This window comes from Mesorhizobium sp., from assembly GCF_041661565.1.
Lineage (GTDB): Bacteria > Pseudomonadota > Alphaproteobacteria > Rhizobiales > Rhizobiaceae > Mesorhizobium.
On sequence record NZ_JBAZUD010000021.1, the window covers coordinates 1 to 21,711 of the forward strand.

19 protein-coding genes are annotated in these 21,711 nt (G+C 65.9%); 7 read left to right on the top strand and 12 right to left on the bottom strand.

Translation table 11 applies throughout. From position 1 onward, the window contains the following. A partial coding sequence (locus tag WC739_RS06010) for an alpha/beta fold hydrolase (protein ID WP_372952102.1) occupies positions 1-700 on the top strand: 700 nt, incomplete at its 5' end. A 40-nt stretch (positions 701-740) separates the two neighbouring features. On the opposite strand, the gene WC739_RS06015 is transcribed toward WC739_RS06010, so the two are convergent. The 3 genes from WC739_RS06015 to WC739_RS06025 all read right to left on the bottom strand — a co-directional run bounded on the left by WC739_RS06015 (position 741) and on the right by WC739_RS06025 (position 3,151). Continuing rightward, positions 741-899: a hypothetical protein gene (locus WC739_RS06015; RefSeq protein ID WP_372952103.1), complete on the bottom strand. Its 159-nt coding sequence runs from the start codon at positions 897-899 to the stop codon at positions 741-743. Between the two features lie 152 nt (positions 900-1,051). Then, a complete protein-coding gene (gene groL / locus WC739_RS06020) occupies positions 1,052-2,686 on the bottom strand; it encodes a chaperonin GroEL (protein WP_372952104.1) in 1,635 nt (544 codons plus the stop codon). 114 nt (positions 2,687-2,800) lie between these two features. Next, entirely contained in the window at positions 2,801-3,151 is a 351-nt protein-coding gene (locus WC739_RS06025; protein WP_372952105.1) for a co-chaperone GroES, read from the bottom strand. A 247-nt stretch (positions 3,152-3,398) separates the two neighbouring features. On the opposite strand from WC739_RS06025, the gene WC739_RS06030 reads away from it, so the two are divergent. Then, positions 3,399-3,683 carry a hypothetical protein gene (locus WC739_RS06030; RefSeq protein WP_372952106.1) on the top strand — a complete coding sequence of 95 codons (285 nt, stop codon included), beginning with the start codon at positions 3,399-3,401 and terminating at the stop codon, positions 3,681-3,683. Continuing rightward, entirely contained in the window at positions 3,680-3,946 is a 267-nt protein-coding gene (locus WC739_RS06035; protein ID WP_372952107.1) for a DUF1488 domain-containing protein, read from the top strand. The genes WC739_RS06030 and WC739_RS06035 overlap by 4 nt, the downstream gene beginning before the upstream one ends. Before the next feature lie 65 nt (positions 3,947-4,011). Here WC739_RS06035 and WC739_RS06040 read toward each other — a convergent pair whose 3' ends face one another. From WC739_RS06040 to WC739_RS06055, 4 genes are all read right to left on the bottom strand, one after another. Beyond that, positions 4,012-4,233 (bottom strand): DUF6500 family protein, encoded by a 222-nt coding sequence (locus WC739_RS06040; RefSeq protein ID WP_372952108.1) that lies wholly within the window; start codon positions 4,231-4,233, stop codon positions 4,012-4,014. Between the two features lie 63 nt (positions 4,234-4,296). Then, on the bottom strand, positions 4,297-4,488 hold the full coding sequence (locus tag WC739_RS06045; RefSeq protein ID WP_372952109.1) for a hypothetical protein: 192 nt from the start codon (positions 4,486-4,488) through the stop codon (positions 4,297-4,299). Between the two features lie 10 nt (positions 4,489-4,498). Beyond that, complete coding sequence (locus tag WC739_RS06050; protein ID WP_372952110.1) at positions 4,499-4,705, bottom strand: hypothetical protein; 207 nt, start codon at positions 4,703-4,705, stop codon at positions 4,499-4,501. 274 nt (positions 4,706-4,979) lie between these two features. After that, the gene (locus tag WC739_RS06055) at positions 4,980-10,376 is read right to left on the bottom strand and encodes an autotransporter domain-containing protein (RefSeq protein ID WP_372952111.1); all 5,397 of its coding nucleotides are present in this window, start codon (positions 10,374-10,376) and stop codon (positions 4,980-4,982) included. 277 nt (positions 10,377-10,653) lie between these two features. Here WC739_RS06055 and WC739_RS06060 point away from each other — a divergent pair, with 277 nt between their 5' ends. Further along, a complete protein-coding gene (locus WC739_RS06060) occupies positions 10,654-11,955 on the top strand; it encodes a DUF763 domain-containing protein (protein ID WP_372952112.1) in 1,302 nt (433 codons plus the stop codon). A 31-nt stretch (positions 11,956-11,986) separates the two neighbouring features. Here the strand turns inward: WC739_RS06060 and WC739_RS06065 are convergent, their stop codons facing one another. Next, the gene (locus WC739_RS06065; protein ID WP_372952113.1) at positions 11,987-12,130 is read right to left on the bottom strand and encodes a hypothetical protein; all 144 of its coding nucleotides are present in this window, start codon (positions 12,128-12,130) and stop codon (positions 11,987-11,989) included. A 368-nt stretch (positions 12,131-12,498) separates the two neighbouring features. On the opposite strand from WC739_RS06065, the gene WC739_RS06070 reads away from it, so the two are divergent. Together WC739_RS06070 and WC739_RS06075 are read left to right on the top strand one after the other, a co-directional pair. Next, positions 12,499-14,763, top strand: a complete 2,265-nt coding sequence (locus tag WC739_RS06070; RefSeq protein WP_372952114.1) for a PAS domain-containing protein — start codon at positions 12,499-12,501, stop codon at positions 14,761-14,763. 34 nt (positions 14,764-14,797) lie between these two features. Further along, a complete protein-coding gene (locus WC739_RS06075; RefSeq protein WP_372952115.1) occupies positions 14,798-15,166 on the top strand; it encodes a response regulator in 369 nt (122 codons plus the stop codon). Positions 15,167-15,236: 70 nt separating this feature from the next. Here the strand turns inward: WC739_RS06075 and WC739_RS06080 are convergent, their stop codons facing one another. After that, positions 15,237-15,509 (bottom strand): hypothetical protein, encoded by a 273-nt coding sequence (locus WC739_RS06080; RefSeq protein WP_372952116.1) that lies wholly within the window; start codon positions 15,507-15,509, stop codon positions 15,237-15,239. 198 nt (positions 15,510-15,707) lie between these two features. Here WC739_RS06080 and WC739_RS06085 point away from each other — a divergent pair, with 198 nt between their 5' ends. Beyond that, positions 15,708-17,726, top strand: a complete 2,019-nt coding sequence (locus WC739_RS06085) for an amidase (protein WP_372952117.1) — start codon at positions 15,708-15,710, stop codon at positions 17,724-17,726. Positions 17,727-17,736: 10 nt separating this feature from the next. Here the strand turns inward: WC739_RS06085 and WC739_RS06090 are convergent, their stop codons facing one another. The 3 genes from WC739_RS06090 to htpG form a co-directional block, all read right to left on the bottom strand. After that, entirely contained in the window at positions 17,737-18,147 is a 411-nt protein-coding gene (locus WC739_RS06090; RefSeq protein WP_372952118.1) for a hypothetical protein, read from the bottom strand. A 490-nt stretch (positions 18,148-18,637) separates the two neighbouring features. After that, entirely contained in the window at positions 18,638-19,660 is a 1,023-nt protein-coding gene (locus WC739_RS06095) for an LLM class flavin-dependent oxidoreductase (RefSeq protein WP_372952144.1), read from the bottom strand. Between the two features lie 55 nt (positions 19,661-19,715). Next, positions 19,716-21,611 carry a molecular chaperone HtpG gene (gene htpG / locus WC739_RS06100; RefSeq protein ID WP_372952119.1) on the bottom strand — a complete coding sequence of 632 codons (1,896 nt, stop codon included), beginning with the start codon at positions 21,609-21,611 and terminating at the stop codon, positions 19,716-19,718. Between the last annotated feature and the right edge of the window lie 100 nt (positions 21,612-21,711).

Sequence of the window (21,711 nt, forward strand, 5' to 3'; positions counted from 1 at the left end):
GGGCGTGCCCGTGGTCGGTCAGCTGGCCGCGCATGCGCCGGAGCGCAGTCGCGGCGTCGTGCTGACCTCGCTCGCCTATCAACCCGGTGGGCACGCCCTGCGCACCATCGTCCCGCTGGTGGACCGTTCGATCTATCCCGCCGATCAATATCCGGACGGCCAATGGGACTATTACCGCTATTACACGAAGCACTTCGAGGAGGCCGTGGCCGACCTCGATGCGGACAAGGCAGCATCGCTGGCGTCGATCTTTCAACCCGGTGACCCTGCCGGCATCGGCAAGGTTTCGCCGAATGCCTCGGTCACCCGCAAGGGCGGCCGCTACGGCGCCGCGCACCGCGCACCGCCTACCAAACCTGACCCGGCGCTCTGGCCAGCGGCGGATTTCGAGGTGCTGGTGCAGTCATTCGAGGCCCACGGCTTCCGTCCCTCATGCGCGTGGTACATGAACGACGATGCCGACATGGCCTATGCCCGCGAGGCGCCCGATGGCGGCCGCCTTTCGCAACCCGTGCTGTTCGTCAACGGCGACTATGATCAAATCTGCACCATCACCGGAAATCACCAGGGCGACCCGATGCGTGCGGCCTGTGCCGACCTCACCATGACGAGCATGCCTTCCGGCCACTGGCTGCCGCTGGAACGCAAGGCCGAACTCAGCCAGGCCATCCGAAGCTGGCTGAAGGCCAAGAGCCTTTGATGGCGGCGCAATGAGTGTGGCAGCGGCGCCCCGGATGCGTCTACATCGGGCGCTTGGGTTCGCCTTTTTGCGGCGTTGCCGTATCGGAGTCCGATTTCTTGTGCTTGTCGGCCGCGATCCTGCGGATGCGGTCGAAGCGGCTTTCCTCGGTCTTTTCGGTCGTGGCGACCGTTTCTGGCTTCCGCGCGAACGTGATCATGGATCCGTCTCCTGGGCTAGAGGCCTGCACCGGGAGGGGATGCTCCGGTGGTGGTCACCCCGGCTCCTGAAGAGCCGGGGCGTTTGATCGGGATCGGCCGGGCCCTGAAACGGCTTTGAAAAAGCACGTGCAGGCCGGCCTCGCCTGAAGTGTTAGTAGCCGCCCATGCCGCCCATGCCACCGCCGCCAGCGGGCGCAGCGTCCTTGGCCGGGATGTCGGTGATCATTGCTTCCGCGGTGATCAAGAGCGCGGCGATCGAGCCGGCGTCCTGCAGTGCGGTGCGCACCACTTTCGCCGGGTCGACGATGCCGGCCTTGATCATGTCGACATAGACCTCGTTCTGAGCGTCGAAGCCCTGATTGTGGTCCTTGCTGTCGGTGAGCTTGCCGACGACGATCGAGCCTTCGACGCCGGAATTCTCGGCGATCTGGCGGATCGGCGCCTCAAGCGCGCGAAGCACGATGGAAATGCCCGCCGTGACATCGGCATTGGCGCCGTTCAGGCCGGCAAGCACTGAGCGTGCGCGCAGCAGGGCGACGCCGCCGCCGGGCACGATGCCTTCCTCGACCGCCGCGCGCGTTGCGTTCAGCGCATCGTCGATACGGTCCTTCTTTTCCTTCACTTCCGACTCGGTGACGCCGCCGACGCGGATGACGGCAACGCCGCCCGCCAGCTTGGCCAGCCGCTCCTGCAGCTTTTCCTTGTCGTAATCGGAAGTCGTCTCCTCGATCTGGCCCTTGATCTGGGCGACGCGCGCCTGGATTTCGGCCTTGGGGCCGGCGCCGTCGATGATCGTGGTGGTGTCCTTCTCGATCAGCACGCGCTTGGCGCGGCCGAGCATCTCGATGGTGACGTTCTCGAGCTTGATGCCGAGATCCTCGGAAATCATCTGCCCTGCCGTCAGCACCGCGATGTCTTCCAGCATCGCCTTGCGGCGATCGCCGAAGCCCGGCGCCTTGACGGCCGCGACCTTGAGGCCGCCGCGCAGCTTGTTGACGACCAGCGTGGCCAGAGCCTCGCCCTCGACGTCCTCGGAGATGATCAGGAGCGGCCTGCCGCCCTGCACCACCGCTTCGAGGATCGGCAGCATGGCCTGCAGATTGCCGAGCTTCTTCTCGTGGATGAGGATGTAGGGCTCTTCCAGCTCGACGCGCATCTTGTCGGCATTGGTGACGAAATAGGGCGAGAGATAGCCGCGGTCGAACTGCATGCCCTCGACGACGTCGAGCTCGGTCTCGGCGGTCTTGGCTTCCTCGACGGTGATGACGCCGTCATTGCCGACCTTGTCCATCGCCTTGGCGATCATCTCGCCGACGGTGGCATCGCCGTTGGCGGCGATGGTGCCGACCTGGGCGATCTCGGCCGACGACTTGACCTTCTTGGCCTTCGCCTTGATCTCGACGACGACGGCGGCGACCGCCTGGTCGATGCCGCGCTTCAGATCCATCGGGTTCATGCCGGCGGCGACCAGCTTGGCGCCTTCGCGCAGGATCGAGGCGGCCAGAACCGTGGCGGTGGTGGTGCCGTCACCGGCCAGGTCGTTGGTCTTCGAGGCCACTTCGCGCACCATCTGCGCGCCCATGTTCTCGAACTTGTCGGCAAGCTCGATTTCCTTGGCGACAGTGACGCCGTCCTTGGTGATGCGCGGCGCGCCATAGGCCTTGTCGATGATGACGTTGCGGCCCTTGGGGCCGAGCGTGACCTTCACCGCGTTGGTGAGGATCTCGACGCCGCGCAGCATGCGGTCGCGCGCCTCGGTGGAGAATTTGATTTCCTTGGCAGACATGATTTTTCGTCCAGTTCTATTTGGAGTGGATCCGTCGCGGCGCGGAACGCGCGGCGCTTCTGTCTCTGTGTCGTGCTGCGTCCCTGCGCATGGCGAAGGACGCGCGCCGCCTGATCAGGCGGCCTTCTTGGCAGCGCCGGACTTCCCGGTGGCAGCCGTGTCGCTCTTATCGACGCTCTTGTCGATGACGCCCATGATGTCGGCTTCCTTCATGATCAGAAGGTCCTCGCCGTCGATCTTGACCTCGGTGCCCGACCATTTGCCGAACAGGATCGTGTCGCCAGCCTTGACGTCGAGCGGCACCAGCGCGCCGTTTTCGTCGCGTGCGCCCGGTCCCACGGCGATGACTTCGCCTTCCTGCGGCTTTTCCTTGGCATTGTCGGGAATGATGATGCCGCCCTTGGATTTGATATCGCCTTCGGCGCGCCGGATGACGACGCGATCGTGGAGTGGCCGAAACTTCATGTGAACTACTTTCTGGGGCCGGCATAGGCGGCCCCGTCTCCCATATAGGCGCTTTGGCACTCGATAGATAGGAGTGCCAAAAATTATTCACGAACCGGATTAAATATTCAAAAGTATTATTTCGGCCTGTCTTTTCGTGATATTCGCAAGGGGTCAAATATATCAAAAGATTGAATTTTGCCGACTCAACGCCTATTTATCGGACGAGTTCACTTTCACGATTTCAGGCATAAGGGAGATTTCTTCGATGGCCGAAGGCAATCAGACGATCATGGAAAAAGCTGAAGCCCGCTTTGTCGACAAGCAGAAGAAGACGGCGGAGCGCAACAAGGCCACCGCCGAATACATGTCCGAGGCGAAGGCCCGGGAGATCAAGACGGCCAAGCTCAGGACCTTGCGGCTCGCCAAGGAAGAGGCCGACCGCGCCGCCGAAGCCCTGAACCCGACGCCGAAGAAGAAGCGGGTGACCAAGAAGGCCGCCGCGACGGCAGAGGCCAAGACGACAGATGCAAAGACGGGGGCCAAGACATGAGCCTGACCTTCCCCAACCGCAGCCGCAGCTATGACGAGGCCGGCAAGCGCATCCGTTTCGTCGGACATGACGGCATGTTCCAGATCTCCTTCTCCGTCGCCGCGGACGCGATGGCGAAGATGCAGCCGGCGGCCGCAGCCAATGAAGCCGGCTATCTCGCCACCTTCGACACGCAGAGCAGCGCCATCCGCGACGTGGCGGCCAAGGCCTACGATCGCACCCGCAAGAGCATGTATGTGCTGACGGCGGCGGATTTCGGCTGATCGGCCAAGTGCGTGTCGCTCAGAACCGATCTCGGTTCTGAGACAGACATGCATGGAAACGCAGACTACACGTCCATCTTCTCGACCATCGCGCGGATCTTGTCGGCCTTCTCGAAATGGTCGAGGCGCTGGGTCCTGATCCACCACTCGGCGGCCTCCATCAACAGGTCCGGATCGTCGTTCCTGTTGGTGAAGAACGCATAGAACGAGACGCCGACGCCGGCGCCTTTTTCGGAGATCTTGCGGTCGCAGACCTCCAGTATCTTCTGCTTCAGGCTGGCTCTCACGGAAATCCTCGATCTTGCTGTGCGGCGGCTGTTGCCGGCTGGCGTGGCCAGCGCCGCGGCGGTTCAGGTCTTGCGCTCGGCCCTCTCGCGACGCTTGACGTCGCGAGCATTCATCTGCGCCACCATGTCCTCGGCATCGCGCGGGCTCATCCCCACCATCACCCTTTGCCTGACCACGGCGGGCTGGCCGGTGAAGACATCGATGATGCTCCAGCTCTGGGGAAGCTCCTTGCGCAGTGCGTAGCGGTCGGCCATGCCGTGTGCCTCAGTTCTGCATCATGAAAAACACCGCGCCCAGGATCAGCACGGTCCAGGCGACGACCGACAGCTTGAGCAGCAGGCCGCCATGCGCGGCCAGCAGGTCCCGCAGACGCGGCAGGACGCCCACCGGCGGCACCGCAGCCGCCACGGAGGCGACTGGCGCCTTGACGCCGAGTTTTCCGAAGACGGGCAGCTGCGACGGTTCGCGCACGAAAACAACCTTGGATATCGGGAAAATGCCGGGAGCACGCAGGCTCGCCCCGCTCAATAGCACCCTTTCGCCCACGCCCCGCATGCGAAATGAAAATAGTGCGCGGCGAGCCCATGCGGCACACGGCCTCCGTCCCGCCCCACGGACATTGTGCTGGCTAAGCGTGGAGACACCGCAGCGGTTGGTCAACCGGACGCTGGCCGACTTGATCGGCGCACCGCGAGGAACAGGCCGACGCGTTGGCAAATGTCGTCGCCGGCAGGCAACGCCATGCTCAAAACTTCGTCGAGAAACTCGCCTTGAACGCGTTCTCCATCGCACCCGAGGCGAACTGGCCGTCATAGGTGAAGCCGAGCCGGCTTGCCTGGCCGATGGCGAGGTCTATGCCGGCCTGCAAGGCCAGCGCGTCGCGCGTGATCGGCGCGCCGGTCACGGTGAAGGCATCGCCGCCGGCGAAGGACAGCCGCGCCGACGGCAGGTCGGCGAAGGCGTGCCGCCAGCCGAGCGAGGCACGCGCCTCGAGCGCCGCGCCATCGACCACGAATGTGCGCGAGAGCCGTGCGCCGAGCGTGGTGAAGGTAGCGTCGTTGCCGACACCGTCCGAAGCCAGCGCCGCCGCGCCGCCAGCCTCGGCAAAGCCGCCTGTCGACAGGTGAACATAGGCCAGCCCCGCGAACGGCTCGACCTTCACCGCGCCGAGATCGAAAGCGCGGGACGCCTCGCCGAACACCTGCACGGTGCTGGCGCCATAGCTTGCTTCCAGCTGCTCGCTGAAGCCGGGAAACACCGGGTCGCGCGTGGTGTCGATATCGTGGTGGCTGTAGCCGGCGCCGAAGCTCAGCTGCACGCTGCCGACCAGGCCGCCGCCATAGGCGCCGAGATGCACGCTGGTGACATCGGCGGAGGACGCGCGGTCGTCGACATCGAGCGACGTGACGCTGATGCCGCCGAGGAAACCGAGCGTCCAGTTGTCCGCCACGCTTGCGTCGATGCCGGCGAAGAAGGCGCCGGTGCTGGCGTCGACATCGGCGGCATTGCCGTCGCCGTCGAGCGAGCGCGCGAGTCCGGCGCCCTGCATCCAGAAGCCCCTCGCCCCGGGGTCTGCGATGGTCGTGCCGATGCGGCCGAGGGCGGCGTCGCGCGCCAGCCGGCTTTCGTAGAGCAGCAGGCCGGACACGGCCGCGTGCGCCTCGCCCGACAACTGGTCGAAGGCATAGCGTGCCCCGTCTTCGGAGAGCGGCGCGATCGCGCTGTAGACACTGCTGCCGGTGCCGAGCGACTCGATGCCGCCGGCCGCCGCCTTCTGGTTCGGCGTCCGCGCCACGTCGGTGAAATCGACGGCGTTGCGGGTCAGTGTCAGCACGACATTGTTGCCGTCATCGCCGGTATAGGTCACGTCGGGCGTCAGGAAGGCATAGACATGAGTGACGCTGGCGAACGTCCCGGTCACCGCATCGGCGCCCTGGTTGTCGATGATGGTGTAGCTCTGGCTCGGCTGCCAGCCGGTGCCGGTCAGTTCATGCAGCGCCAGCGTGCCGCCGCTGACATCGACCGTGCCTGTCACCACCACCTTGTCGGCGCTCGCCGTATCGACCTCGATGTCGAGCGTGCCGGCAAGCCTGTAATTGCCATTGATGGTTTGCGTGCCGATCGAGGCGCCGGGCGCATGGTGGCCGCCGGCTCCGATGTTGACCGTGCCGCCGGCCAGCGTGCCGATCGTGCCGGTGCCGCCGAGCGTCGCGCCGCTGGCCACCGCCACATCAGCCGAGCCCAGCGAGCCATCGATCCGAAGGATGCCGCCATTGACGGTGGTGGTGCCGAGATAGGTGTTGACGCCCGCCAGGATCAGCCTGCCGCTGCCGTCCTTGGTTAAGCTGCCCTTGGCCAGCGCGCCGCCGTCCGAGATCACGCCCGAGATCGTTTCGTCGAGGCCGAGCGCCCCGGTGGTGAGCGTGTGCGCGCCGAGCGCGATGTCGCCCGCGCCCGACACGGAGCCAAGCGAGACGCAATTGCACAAGCCGGCCGCGTCGAAACTCGAGAGATCGATCTTGCCGCCGCTTTGATTGATGATCTTCGCCGCATCGGAGGCGTTGTCGCCGCGAAACGCCGTGGTGCCGCCGCTCTCGTTGGTGATGATGGCGCCGCCGGCGGTGGCGCCGGCCAGGAACGTCGTCCTGCCGTCGCTGCCATTGGCGATCGTGGCGCTGCCGGCGCTGGACTGATTGTCGAAGACGACAGACCCGTTCTGCGTCGAGATCGACAGGCCGCCGGCGCTGACCGGACCGGTAAAGCGCAGGCTTGGCAAAAGCGTTGCCGCTGGCGCGCCCGTCACCGAAACCCCTCCGGTGCCGAGCGCGCCATTGGCCGCCGCAACGAGCTCTCCCTCCTTGATGGTCGAGCCGCCCTGATATGAATTGGCCGCGCCAAGGGTCAGCGTGCCGTCGCCGAGCTTGACGATGCTCCCCGTGCCGGCAATGCCGACATTGATGATCGCGTTGTTGATCGTCGCGCCCGGATCGGCGTCGACGATGATCTCGGTCGCGGCCGAATTGGTCACCAGCGCGCCGCCCGCGCCCGCCGCCAGAGTGTAGGTCCAGTCGGCCGGATGCGAGACGAAGCGCAAGCCGGTGAAGGTCTGCGAGCCCACCACGCTGACCGTTCCGGGCGTGCCGGCGAACACCGCCTTCTGGCTCGCCCAGGCGGCGTTGATGTCGCCGGCGGCATTGGTCCAGTTGGTGCTCGAGCCATCCCATGTGCCGGTGCCGCCGCGCCCGTTGGTGACCCCGCCGGGGGTCATGTTGGCGCCGTCCCAATATTGCTCGCCCGATCCGGTCGCCACCAGCAGGTTGACCACGCCGCCGCCGCTCTGGATCGACCAGTCGCCCGGATTGAAGCCCGGCGGCACGGTGCCGATGACCAGCCCGTTATTGGTGAACGCGCCGCCATAATTGGCGATGCGGTAGCTGCCATTGCCAAAGCCGCCGGCGTCGCTCACCGAAAGCTTGCCGTCCAGCGTCAGCGCCCCGGTGACATCGAACAGCGGCGTGGTGCTGGCGGCGCCCAGCCAGACATCGAGGTTGGAGGCATCGTTGAGGCCGAGCGAGGCCAGGGTCAGCGTCTGGCCGGCGACGCCGAGCAGCGTGCCGCCATTGGCGATCGTGGTCGCGCCGACCGATCCGGCGCCGCCCAGCGTGCCGCCGGACTTGACCTGGAAGCTGCTCGACGCCATCGAGCCATTGACCAGCATTGTGCCGGCATTGACGTTGCTGGTGCCGGAGAAATTCTTGTTGCCGGTGATGGTCAGCGCGCCCGCGCCTTGCTTGGTGAAGGTGCCGGTGCCGTTGATCTGGCCCTGGTAGAGCGTGTCGGCCGCGGCGCCCGCGGTGAGCGTGCCTGTGCGGATCTCGAGCCGGCCGTAGCCGGAGAGGTCACCGACCGTCTGGTTGAACCCGTTGAGGTCGAGGACGCCGCCACTGCCGATGATCGCGCCCGTCGTGGCCAGCCGGTCATTGCCCCCCAGTATGAGGCTGCCGAACGTCAGCTTGGTACCGCCTGTGTAGGTCTGCACGCTGTTCAGCGTCAGCGTGCCGTTGCCGGTCTTCTCGAAACTGCCCTCGCCCGAAATGACGCCGGAATAGGACGGCGTGCCATTGAAGAACACCGACAGCTTGGCGTGGTTGACATAGTCGCCATTCAGCGCGCCGTCGGCGGAGAAATCGCCGATGCGCAGCTCGCCGGCGTTGATCGTGGTCCCGCCCGAATAGGCGTTGGCGCCGATCAGCGTCACCAGGCCCGTGCCGTTCTTGATCAGCGATCCCGACCCGGAGATGATCCCGGCGTAGCGCGGGACGATATCGGCCGAACGGTCGATGATCAGGGTGCCCTCATTGTTGACGACGCCGTCGCGGATGCTGCCGGTCGTACCGCCATTGCCGAGTTGCAGGACGGCGCCGGCGCTGATGTTGGTGACCGCCGAATAGGCGTTGTCGCTGGTGAAGATGGTGGTTCCGGCCAGGATGTTGACCGCGGCCGGGCCGGCGAGCGCGCCGAAGCCGCCAATGTTCGTCGCAAAGACATAGTCGCTTGAAGTGTGGTTGAAATTGATCGCCATCGGCCCGGTGGCGGAGCCCGAGAAGATCACCTGTCCCGCTTCGAGCGTGCCGGGCGCAGCCGCCGGGCTGCCGGAGGCCGCGCCGATGTTGAGAGTGCCCGATGACCCCGCCAGCGCGCCGATGCCGACAGAGCCGGCGCCGCCATTGACCCTGACGACGCCGCCGTCGGCGATGGTCAGGGCGCCCATGCCGGCGCCGCCGATCGTCAGGCCCTGCAGATCGCTCTGGCCGGAACCAAGCGTATCGCTGATGGTCCATAGCGAGCCGGCGCCCGTCACCGTCACCGTGTCGGACGTGGCTGTCGTGGCGTCGGCGGCGCTGGCGATGTTGGTGTAGCCGGTGTTGAGCTTGCCGCCGCCCGAGACGGTCACGGCGGCGGTCGAGTTGGTGCCGTTGCCGATATAGAGCCGGTAGGGCGTGGTGAAGCTGGATCCCGTGCCATCGACGGTAAGGGCGGCCTTGCTGTTGGCCGTGTAGCCCAGCCTGGTGTCGGCGCTGAGAAAGCCCGAGGCGGTGGAATCGATGAGCACGGCGCCGCCGGCAAGCACGTTCAATTCAGCGGTCTGGCTGGTCGAGCCGATGACCAGCGGCGCGTTGCTGTAGACGCCGGTGATCGTCCATTGCGATCCGGCGCCGGTGACGGTCGCCTTGCCGTTGGTGATGGCGACGGTGTTGGTGGCCAAGCTGTGCGTGCTGGTCAGCTTGCCACCGGCGGAGACGGTCAGCGTGCCCGCGCCCACCGAGCCGACGAACAGGTTGCCGGTCGACCATGTCGCGCCGCCCGATACGGTGGCGGTGCCCACCGAACCCGCATTGCCGCCGACATAGGTGAGCCTGGTGGTGGCGGTGGCGTTGTCGAGCAGCTGGAAATCGCCCTTGCCGGCCACGCCGATGATCATCTGCGTGGTGGCGCTGCCGGTCATCGAGACATCCGTGCCGCTGCCGGTGACGAGCAGCTGGCCATCGGCGTTAACCGAGGTTTCGCCGATCTTGACATTGCCGCTGGATTGCAGCTTGCCGCCGGCCTCGACCCTGACACGCCCGACCGCGCCATTGTCGGCCGCGATCGAGAGGAAACTGTTCGACCATTGCGAACCGGCACCGGAGATGGTGACCGTGCCGGAGGACGATGGATTGTTGGCAACCACGCCGCCAAGGCTGGTGATCTTGCCGCCGCCCGAGGCGGTCAGCGCGCCCGTGCCGAAATCGCCGATGATGAGATAGTTGGAGCCGACCCCGAGCGTGCCGGCGCCATCGACGACGAGCGCGCCGCTGGACCCGGCGGTGCTGCCGATGCTGACCGTCAGCGCCAGCGCCCCGGCCGAGCCGATCGTTGCCGTGTTGACCCCGGAATTGTTGATGACGAGATCGTCGCTGGCGGTCGGCGCCGATGACGGCGTCCAGTTGCCGGCCGTGAACCAGTTGCCGGAGCTCGACCCGTTCCAGGCCAGCGACGCGCCGAGCGCGAGCGACGAGGACGAGACGAAGAGGGCGGCAAGCCCCACCGTCAGCGGTATCGATGCCCGTCTCGGCGCCGCGCGGCGCCCCCGATGTCCCATCCCGTTCCCCTGCCCCGCAGATGCCAGCCGCCTTGCGATTCCCCACGCCGTCGGCGGTCTTGCAAAAGCTAGAGACCCGTGTCGGGGCTCGATACCGGCAGTTAGGGACAGATGCGGACAAATCTGGACATTGGCCCGGCAGTGCTGCCCGGCGGCGGCGGCGGGCGCGCTCGCGACAGGCTGGGCCGCCGATCGCCGGGCTTGCAAATCGCCGCCTCGGTGCCATCTCTAGTCCGGGCAGCCGGGGCCCGACTCACCGGCCGGAGATGGCGAACACATGACGCAGCGAAGCGGCAGCGCCGACCTGCCGCTGCATGGCGGGCGGGTCCCGAAATGGCTTGGCGACCGCATGACGCGCCTGGGCGCTGTGCTGTGCGAGGCGATCATCCATCACTACGGCCGCGACGAGCTGCTGCGCCGGCTGGCGCATCCCTTCTGGTTCCAGTCCTTCGGGGCGGTGATGGGCATGGACTGGCACTCCTCCGGCATCACCACCAGCGTCATCGGCGCGCTGAAGCGCGGGCTGACGCCGCTGTCGGGCGAACTCGGAATCCATGTCTGCGGCGGCAGGGGCGCGCATTCGCGCAAGACCCCGCATGAACTCGAACGGATCGGCGAACGCGTCGGCATCGACGGCCAGGCGCTGGCCACCGCCAGCCGGCTGGTCGCCAAGGTCGATAGCGCCGCCGTGCAGGACGGTTTCGATCTTTACCTGCACGGCTTCATCGTCACCGACGACAGCCGCTGGGTGGTCGTCCAGCAAGGCATGAACGGCGACAGCAAACTGGCGCGCCGCTACCACTGGCTGTCGGAGGGCCTCGCGAGCTTCGTCGACGAGCCGCATGCGGCGATCGAGGGCAAGCGGCAGGGCGAGATCGTCAACCTCACCGACCACCGCGCCGAGCGCTCGCGGGGCGCCCAGCTCGACCTGCTGCGCCAGCTCGGTCCCGACCGGATCGTGCGCGAATTCGCCGAAATCGAACCGTCGAAGGTCCCGGCCTCCGCGCAGCCCATGCTGCCCAACCTGATCATGCCCGCCCACCACGACGTGCGCGAGAGCGATATCGTCATGCGCCGCCTGCACGGCAATATCGCGGCGGCGATCGAAAGCGGTCCTGCGGATTTTCCCGAATTGCTGCTGGTGCCGGGCGTCGGCGCCCGTACCGTGCGGGCGCTCGCCATGGTCGCCGAGGTCGTGCACGGTGCGCCGTGCCGCTTCTCGGATCCGGCGCGGTTCTCGCTGGCCCATGGCGGCAAGGACCGGCACCCGTTTCCGGTGCCGCTGAAAGTCTATGACGAGACCATAGCGGTGATGAAATCGGCGGTCCGCAAGGCGAGGCTCGGCAACGCGGAAGAGCTTGGCGTCCTGCAGCGGCTGGACGGACAGGCGCGCCGCCTGGAGCGCTACGTCACCGGTCCGAGCCTCAAGGAGATCGTCGCCGGCGAGTTCGACCAGTCGCATGAACTGGGCGGCCGCTCCGTCTTCGGCTGGGAGCCGCCGCCGGCCGACGCGCCGGCCTCGCCCTTGACACCGGGATCTGCGCCACCTGTAACAGGGCGGCGACAGTCGGGCGGCTGATCGAGCCGTGGGCGGAGACCGGCTTCGTATCCTACATGCCGAAGAACTGGCGCCCGATCAGCAGTCCAAGCGCGGTGACGGCCAGCGGAAACAGCAATGGCGCGATTTTGCTGAACAACGAGACCTTTGTCTCCTTTGGCGGGATATAGCGTGCATTGCCGAGATTCTTGGTCATTCCGTCCCCAGTCGCGCCGATCATTAGCAGATGCTGATTAAACGCATGGCCGCATTAACGACTTGCAAAGAAAATGCATCGAATGGCTGACAACGACGCGTCAAGCGCTATCGGCCGACGCCGGGAAATACGACCTCTGGCGGAACCGAATGCGCCGCTGGATGTTTTGGCGTTCGGGGGTACCATGGATATGCAGACTTCACGGGAAAGGCGACCGTCTTTGCGGACGCGGATGCGCAATGCCGTACTCTCGCCGCCATCCGGCGCGAAGCCGGTGATGGCCGGCAAGTTGCTGGCGGACTTGACAATGGGGCCTGTTGGCCACGACTAAACCATCTCGACAATCGCCGACCTGACCACGAGACAGCATGCCAGCAGTTGATACCACCACCGCCAGCGATCGCGGCCATGCCTTCCTCGCCGGCGGCGGCCAGCTCGGTAGCCTGATCGCGGCGTTCGACTGGGCCTCGACATCGATCGGCCCGATCAGCGGCTGGCCGCAGAGCCTGAAGACGGCGGTGTCCCTCATCCTGCGCTCCAGGGTGCCGATCGTCATGCTTTGGGGCGAAGACGGCGTCATGATCTACAATGACGCCTATTCCGGCTTCGCCGGCGGCCGTCACCCGCGACTGCTCGGCTCCAGGGTGCGGGAAGGCTGGCCGGAAGTGGCCGACTTCAACGACAACATCATGAAGGTGTGCCTGGCCGGCGGCACGCTTGCCTATCGCGACCAGATGCTGACGCTGAACCGCACGGGAGAACCCGAACAGGTCTGGCTCGATCTCGACTACTCGCCGGTGCTCGACGAGAGCGGCGAACCGGCCGGCGTCATCGCCATCGTCATCGAGACGACCGCGAAGGTCGCGGCGGAGCGCTGGCGGGCGAGCGAACGCGACCGGCAACGCCAGATGTTCGAGCAGGCGCCGGGTTTCATGGCCATGCTGTCGGGACCCGACCATGTGTTCGAGCTGACCAACGCCACCTACAGGCAATTGGTCGGCCACCGCGACGTGATCGGCAAGCCCCTGCGCGAAGCCCTGCCGGAGGTGGCGGGCCAGGGCTTCGTGGAACTGCTCGATCATGTCTTCACCAGCGGCGAGGCCTTCATCGGCTATGCCTTGAAGGCGGACCTGCGACGCAGCCCCGATGCGCCGAAGGAAGACCGGTTCATCGACCTGGTCTACCAGCCGGTGCGCGCCCCTTCCGGTGAAGTGATCGGCATCTTCGTGCAGGGCGTCGACGTCACCGACCGGCTTGTCGCCGAACAGGCCTTGCGCCGGAGCGAGACGCAGTTCCGCACCTTCGCCGAGGCCATGCCGAACCATGTCTGGACGGCAACGCCCGAGGGCATGCTCGACTGGTTCAACCCCCGCGTCTACGCCTATTCCGGCGCCGCAAACGGCGCGCTCGACGGCCAGGCCTGGTCCACCATCGTGCATCCCGACGATATCGGGCCGGCCAGTGAAAAATGGCGGCAGGCGCTCGCCGCGGCCGTCTTCTACGAAACCGAATTCCGGCTGCGCAGGCATGACGGGGTCTATCGCTGGTTCATTTCGCGCGCCGTGCCGATCCGCGACACCGACGGCGTCATCCTGCGCTGGATCGGCACCAACACCGATATCGACGACCAGAAGCAGGCGGCGGAGGCGCTGCTGCAGAGCGAGCGCCGCCTGCAGCTGTCGCAGAATGCCGCCGGCATAGCGGCGCTCGAACTCGACATCGCCAGTGGAATCGTCGTCGGCTCCGAAGGCTTCTGGGACCTCTGGGGCCTCTCGCCCCGCGACAGCGTCCATATAAGCGTGCTGGAAAACATCGTCATTCCCGAGGACAAGGACGTCCGTTCCAACCAGCGGACCCGCGAGGAGGGATCGGCGGTGCCAAATGTCGAATACCGCATCCGGCGGCCCGACAATGGCGCGCTGCGCTGGCTGTCGCGCCATGTCGACTTCGTCCATGACGAGACCGGCAAGCCCATCAAGATGTTCGGCGTCATGCAGGACGTCACCGACCGGCGCGAGGCTCAGGCGAGGCAGGAACTGCTGACCCACGAGCTGGAGCATCGCATCAAGAACATCCTGGCAATGGTCGCGGCCATCGCCTCGCAGACCTTGCGCAACACCGATATCGTCACCGCCAGTGCTACCTTCAACGAGCGCCTGCGCGCGCTGGCCAACGCGCATGACATCCTCAACAAGACGCGCTGGACCAGCGCCTCGATCCGCGAGGTGGTCGACAACACCATCGCCTCCTTCCCGGCCGAGCAGATCTTCATTTCGGGCCCAGCGCTGCCGATCAACCCGAAGATGGCGCTGACCTTGGCGCTGGCCGTCAACGAGCTTGCAACCAACGCGTTGAAATATGGCGCCCTTTCGGTACCCGAAGGCAAGGTGTCGATCGAATGGTCGGTGCAACCGTCGGCCGAGGCGGATGGTCAGCCGCGGCTGGTCTGGCGCTGGCGCGAACAGGGCGGCCCGCCGGTTACCCCGCCGAGCCGGCGAGGCTTCGGCCGCTTCCTGATCGAGCGTGTGCTGGGCACCGATTTCGGCGGGTCGGTCCGGATCGACTACAATTCCGACGGAGTCGAATGCGAGTTGAACGCACCGGCACCCCATTTGCCGACTGGCCTTTACTGACTACATAGCACCTTCAGATACCATAGAGCGTAGAATGACCATTCAGCCCTCCACCACTGTCCTCGTCGTCGAAGACGAAGCGTTCCTGTTGTTCGCCATCGCCGATGAGCTGCGCGAGATGGGCTTCGCGGTCCTGGAAGCCAGCAATGCCGACCAGGCGATCGCGTTGCTGGAGCGCCGGCAGGACATCGCCATCCTGTTCACCGACATCGACATGCCGGGTTCGATGGATGGCCTGCGCCTGTCCGCCGCCGTGCGCGACCGCTGGCCGCCGGTCAAGATCATCATCACCTCGGGCAAGCGCCAGCCGGCGCGCGAGGCGATGCCGGCCGGCGGCGTTTTCCTGCCCAAGCCCTACGCGCCGGAAGCCGTCGCCGCCACCATCCACGGCCTGCTCGGCTGATTTGAAGGGCGGCACGCCGGCATGGATGGCGGCGCAATAGCGAGATCAGGCGACGGGCGCCTGAAGCCGCCTACTTGCCGCAGTGGTGATCGTTGATCTTGTTGATGGCGTTTGCGTCCGGTCCGACGCGATCGTAGGAGCAGGCTCCGGCCGCCGTCGTGAACATCTGCTGGTCATAGTAGCGCGGACCGCCGAACAGGAAGTTGATGAGGTCGTCATCGGCGGGAACGTAGCGTTCGGACTGCGCCTTGTGCTGGTGATGATGCCGGTCGCCGGCGAAGGCCGAGGCACAAGTCCCGACCGAAAACGCGATGGTGAGGATCGCGAGGCATTTTGTCGTCATTGCAGCACCCTTCTGGCATCCGGAATCGCACCATACATCCAAAACCGCCGGCCGGACAAAAGTTCCCGCCACATGGTTTCGTGGACGTATCGGGCGGACAGCAACAACGCCATGGTCACCCAGCACGGCCGATTGGCTCTTGCCGAAGACCGCGTCCTCGCTCATCCATGGAGTTGACCGACAGCCCTGGGACCGATGATGACCGACGCCAGCCTTCACATCGTCGAAGCGACGATCGAGCAATTGCGCCGCGCGCTCGATGAAGGCACCGTGACCAGCGTCGAGCTGGTCGGGGCCTATCTCGGGCGCATTGCCCGCTACGACCGCCATGGCATCACGCTGAACGCGATTCCGGTGCTCAACCCAGCGATGTTCGAGGAGGCCGCCGCCTCCGACCAGCGGCGCCGCGACGGCGCCCTGCTCGGCCCGTTGGACGGCATCCCCTACACGGCCAAGGACAGCTACAAGGTGGCGGGCCTGACGGTCGCCGCCGGTTCGCCGGCCTTCGAGCATCTCGTCGCCAACGAGGATGCCTTCACCATCGCCCGGCTCAGGGAGGGCGGCGCCGTGCTGGTCGGCCTCACCAACATGCCTCCAATGGCCAATGGCGGCATGCAGCGCGGCGTCTATGGCCGCGCCGAAAGCCCCTACAATGGCGACTATCTGACCGCGGCCTTTGCGTCGGGCTCGTCCAACGGCTCCGGCACGGCGACGGCGGCCAGCCTTGCCGCCTTCGGGCTCGGCGAGGAGACCTGGTCGTCCGGCCGCGCGCCGGCCTCCAACAACGCGCTGGTGGCCTACACGCCATCGCGCGGCGTCATCTCGGTGCGCGGCAACTGGCCCCTGGTGCCAACCATGGATGTGGTGGTGCCGCACACGCGAAGCATGCCCGACATGTTGGAGTTGCTCGACGTGATCGTCGCCGACGATCCGGAGACGCGAGGCGATTTCTGGCGCGCACAGCCCTGGATTCCCCTGCCGAACAGTTCAGAGCTACGGCCGCCGCGATACACCGATCTGGCGCTGGCGGGCTCGCTGAAAGGCATGCGCCTCGGCGTGCCGTGCATGTATATCGGCCGCGACAGCGGCGCCGACAGGCCGATCGAAACCCGCGCCTCGGTGCTTGCCCTGTGGGACCAGGCGGCGGCGGACCTGAGGCGGCTTGGCGCCGAGGTGGTCGAGGTCGATTTCCCCGTCGTCTCCAACTATGAGCGCGACCGTGCCGGCGCGCGCACCATGGTCGAGCGTGGCCTGGTGCCGCAAGAATTTGCCGAACGCGAGATCCGGGATCTCTGCGTCTGGGCCTGGGACGATTTCCTGCGCGCCAATGCCGATCCGGCGCTGCCCGACCTCGCCTCGGTCGACGGCCCGAAGATCTTCCCGCAACCGCCGGGCACGCTGCCGGATCGATATGAGGGCGGCTTCGACGTGGCGGAATATGTGGAGCACGCCAGGCGCGGCGTGACGCCCTTGGCCGATATTCCAACGCTGGAGGCCGGCCTGAAGGGGCTGGAGGCGACGAGGCGCATCGATTTCGAGGACTGGCTCGACGAACATGGGCTCGACGCGGTGGTGCTGCCGGCCGCCGCCGATGTCGGCCCGGCCGATGCCGATGTCGACGAGGCCTCCGCCGCGCTGGCCTGGCGCAACGGCACCTGGGTCGCCAACGGCAATCTGGTCTGGCGCCATTTCGGCATTCCGACCGTCACCGTGCCGATGGGCACGATGGCCGACATCGGCATGCCCGTCGGGCTGACCTTTGCCGGCAAGGCCTATGACGACGAAAGGCTGCTGCGCATGGCCGGCGACTACGAGCGGTCGACCCGACGCCGAACGACGCCGCCCCGCACGCCTGAGCTGGCGGGCGATGTCTTTGCTCGGCGCCCGGCGCAAAGCGTTAAGAGCAACGCTCCGCCGTTCGGCATCAAGCTCTCGGCGGATCTGAGGCATACCGGCGAACAGGCCGAAATAGTCATCACGCTCGATCTGCCCATCGAGGCGACGAACGCCAGCATCAAGGTGCACGTCAACGGAGAGCCCGTCGCCATGCAACGGAGCGACGCGAGCTTCAGAGGAGCGGCGCTTGTTACCGCCGCCGAACATCAGCGCTTCCACAGCGTCTGGCGCGACTCGTATGGCTCGATCGTTACGGCGGTGGTGAGATTGGAGGATGGACGCAGCGCGGGCGCCTACGCCGTTGCCGGCGGGATTGGATGAACGCCCGTTGCTAGGAAGGCAGCGAAGCCAGCCATTCCTCCCAGAATTCCTGCTGCATATGGACGAAAACCGGAACCACGTCAGGGCCATCGTCAAATATGTCGACCAAATCGGTCTGTTGGGGAAGCTGTCCCATCTGCACCTTGCAGGCCATCAGTCCGCGACTTTTCCCCATCACGGTATTTTCGGGATAGACGTTGGCACTTGCCCCGTAACAGAAGGGCAGCAAGCCATCGACTTCAAGTGCCTGACGAATCTGGAACAGAGCGTCGAAAAAGTCTTCCTCGTCGGCTTTAATAACCTTGCCACGGTAGTCGCATGTGAGGCTGCAGACGGCGCCGTCCACATGCAGGGTAAACACGGCTTCCTCGTCTCCGCCCGTGCCCCCGCCGACCAATAATACAGTCCGCTGGTAATCCATTCTGTCCCCCCTCGCCATTCACCGGATGGTAATTCGATAGCGGCCGGCTTTCCAGCCATGGCGTATCGATTTCGAGGTCTGGCTGGAGGCAGGACGCCGGGCTGCTGCATGGCTTCGAGGGGCGACCGTCCCAACTTTGGTCATCCTAGGGCGAAGCAAGGAGCGAAGCGACGCGGCGCAGACCTTAGGATCCATTCCGTGAACGACTCACAAGTGCAACGGTCCAGAACAATCGTTTGCTCCCACCGCCGGATAGCCAAGGCCTGAAGCGACAGCGACCCCAACTTCTGCACCTTCGCAACGCTCATAACTCACGGAATGGATCCTAGCGTCTCCGCGACGGAGCTACGCTCCTGCTTCGCCCTAGGATGACGAAGCGTGGGGACCTGGCGACAGTTGCAAAGATTGAGCAGGGCTACGTCAGAACGCATCGGCCGTCCATCCAGACTCGCTGCAAAAACCGTCCCCTGGCCGGTTGCTACACGGTGCCTCAGCGCCAGCCCAGCGCCGGCGCGACATGGGTCAGGATCGCTTCGAGGACATGGGCGTTGTATTCGACGCCGAGCTGGTTGGGCACGGTGAGCAGCAGCGTGTCGGCCTCGGCGATCGCCTCGTCCTGCGCCAATTCCTTTATCAGCACGTCCGGCTCGGCAGCGTAGCTGCGCCCGAAGATCGCTCTGGTGTTCTCCTCGATGAAGCCGATCTGGTCGCGGCTCTCATTGCCGCGGCCGAAATAGGCGCGGTCGCGATCGTCGACCAGCGCGAAGATGCTGCGGCTGACCGAGACGCGCGGCTCGTGGCTGTGGCCCGCCGCCTTCCAGGCCTCGCGATAGATGCGGATCTGCTCGGCCTGCTGGATGTGGAACGGCTTGCCGCTCTCGTCGAACTTCAGCGTCGAGCTCTGCAGGTTCATGCCGAGCTTCGCCGCCCATTCCGAGGTCGAGTTGGTGGCCGCGCCCCACCAGATCCGCTCTCGCAGGCCCTCCGAATGCGGCTCGAGCCGCAGCAGGCCGGGTGGATTGGGGAACATCGGCCGGGGATTGGGCTTTGCGAAGCCCACGCCGCGCAGCGTCTCCAGGAAGACCTCGGCGTGGTGCCGCGCCATGTCGGCGTCGCTCTGTCCCTCCGGCGGCGCGTAACCGAAATGGCGCCAACCGTCGATCACCTGCTCGGGCGACCCCCGGCTGATGCCAAGCTGCAGGCGGCCGCCGGCGATGATGTCTGCGGCGCCCGCATCCTCGGCCATGTAGAGCGGGTTCTCGTAGCGCATGTCGATGACGGCGGTGCCGATCTCGATGCGGCTGGTCTTGGCGCCGACCGCCGCCAGCAGCGGGAACGGCGACGCGAGCTGGCGCGCGAAATGATGGACGCGGAAATACGCCCCGTCGGCGCCAAGCTGCTCGGCGGCGACGGCAAGCTCGATGGATTGCAGCAGCGCGTCGGCGGCGGTGCGCACCTGCGACTGCGACGAGGGCGTCCAGTGCCCGAACGAAAGGAAGCCGATTTTTTTCATGGCCATGCGATATAAGGATGCGGGTCGCGCTTCAATGCAAAAGCTGCGACCGCCTTCACACGACCCCCAACGAAGTGCGTAGCAGCCGCGACAGCCGGTCGGCGAAGGCGCGCGGATCGGCAGGCTTGTCGCCGTCCAGCACCCGCGCCTGGTCGAGCAGCAGCCGCGTCGCGTCTTCGCGCAGCGCGCCGTCCACTGTCTCGGCGGCGAGCGCCTTGACGGTCGGATGATCGCGATTGATCTCCAGGATCGGCTTGGCCGCCGACTGAAGCCGCCCGGCGCCCTGCAGGATGCGCTCCATCTCGCGGTCATAGCCTTGCTCGGAGGCGACGAGGCAGGCGGCGCTTTCCGTCAGCCGGTCCGACAGGCGGACATCGGAGACGTCGTCGGCGAGCTTTTCCCTGGCGAAGGCAAGGAATGCGTCCAGCTCGGCCGAGGTCGCGTCGGTAGCGGCGGCATCGCCCTCCGGCCTGGCGAATTTCGCGAGGTCGGCGGCACCCTGGGTGATCGACTTGAACGTCTTGCCCTCGAAATCGGGGGCGTTCATGGTCCAGAAACTGTCGATCGGATCGGTCAGCAGCAGCACTTCGATGCCGCGCGCCCGGAAACCTTCGAGCTGCGGCGACGCCTTCAGCTGGTCGATATTCGTGCCGGCGAGGAAATAGATGGCGTCCTGTCCCTCCTTGGCGTCCCGGGCATAGTCGGCGAGCGAACGATGAGCCTCGCCCGAAGCGGTGGTGCGGAAGCGCGCCAGCGCCAGCAGCTGCGCGCGCCGTTCGAAATCCTCATAGATGCCCTCCTTGAGGACACCGCCGAAATTGCTCCAGAGTTTCCCGAACGCCTCGGTGTCGCTCTCGGCGAGCTTCTCGATCTCCTTGATGATCCTGCCGGTCACGCCCTTGCGGATCGCCGCCAGGATCGGGCTGTCCTGGATCATCTCACGCGACAGGTTGAGCGGCAGGTCGGCGGTATCGACGAGGCCCCTGACGAAGCGCAGATAGCGCGGCAGGAGCTCGGCGTCGTCGGTGATGAAGACGCGCTTCACATAAAGCTTCATGCGGCCCTTGCGGTCCGGATCGAGCATGTCGAAGGGCGGCGATCCCGGGACAAAGGCGAGCGCCACATATTCGTGCCGCCCTTCGGCGCGGAAATGCACCGTCAGCGCCGGCTCGTCATATTGGCCGGAAACGCCGCGATAGAAATCCGTGTACTGCTCGGCGGTGATGTCGGCCTTCGGCTTTGTCCACAGCGCGGTGCCGTCGGTCAGTTCCGCCGGCTCCGCGCCCGCCTTCTCGATGATGGCGATCGGCACGGGCACATGGCCGGACTGCTCCTTGACGATCCGCTCCAGCGTCCAGCGCGACGCATAGGTCTTGGCGTCCTCCATCAGGTGCAGGATGACGCGGGTGCCGCGCGCCGGCGCGTCCGCCAGCTCGGCCGGAGCGATGCTGTAGCTGCCCTTGCCGTCCGAAGACCAGAGCCATGCCTCGCCGGAACCGGCGCGGCGCGAGACGACATCGACGCGGTCGGCCACCATGAAGCTCGAATAGAAGCCGACGCCGAACTGTCCGATCAGCTGCGCGCCCTCGCCCGCCTTGTTGGCCTCGATGCGCTCCATGAAGGCGCGCGTGCCCGAACGCGCGATGGTGCCGAGCGCCTCGATCATCTCGTCGCGGCTCATGCCGATGCCATTGTCCTCGACGACAAGCCGGCTGTTTTCCTCGTCCGGGGACAGGAGGATGCGGCTGGACGGATCGCCGGCCAGCAGCTCAGGCGAGGCGATCGCCTCATAGCGCAATTTCTCGCAGGCATCGGCGGCGTTCGAGATCAGCTCGCGCAGAAAGACGTCCTTGTCGGAGTAGACCGAGTGCACCATCATGTGCAGCAGGCGCGCCACATCGGCCTCGAAGACATGGTTCTCGGCGGATCGTTCCTCGGTGCTCGTCGTCATGTGCAAACCCTTTCCACGGCAAATCCCGGCGACGAAATGGCAAGCGCCGCGAAGAATTTCAAGACCATGCTTGATGGCGCTCCAGCGCGCCAGCCAGGCA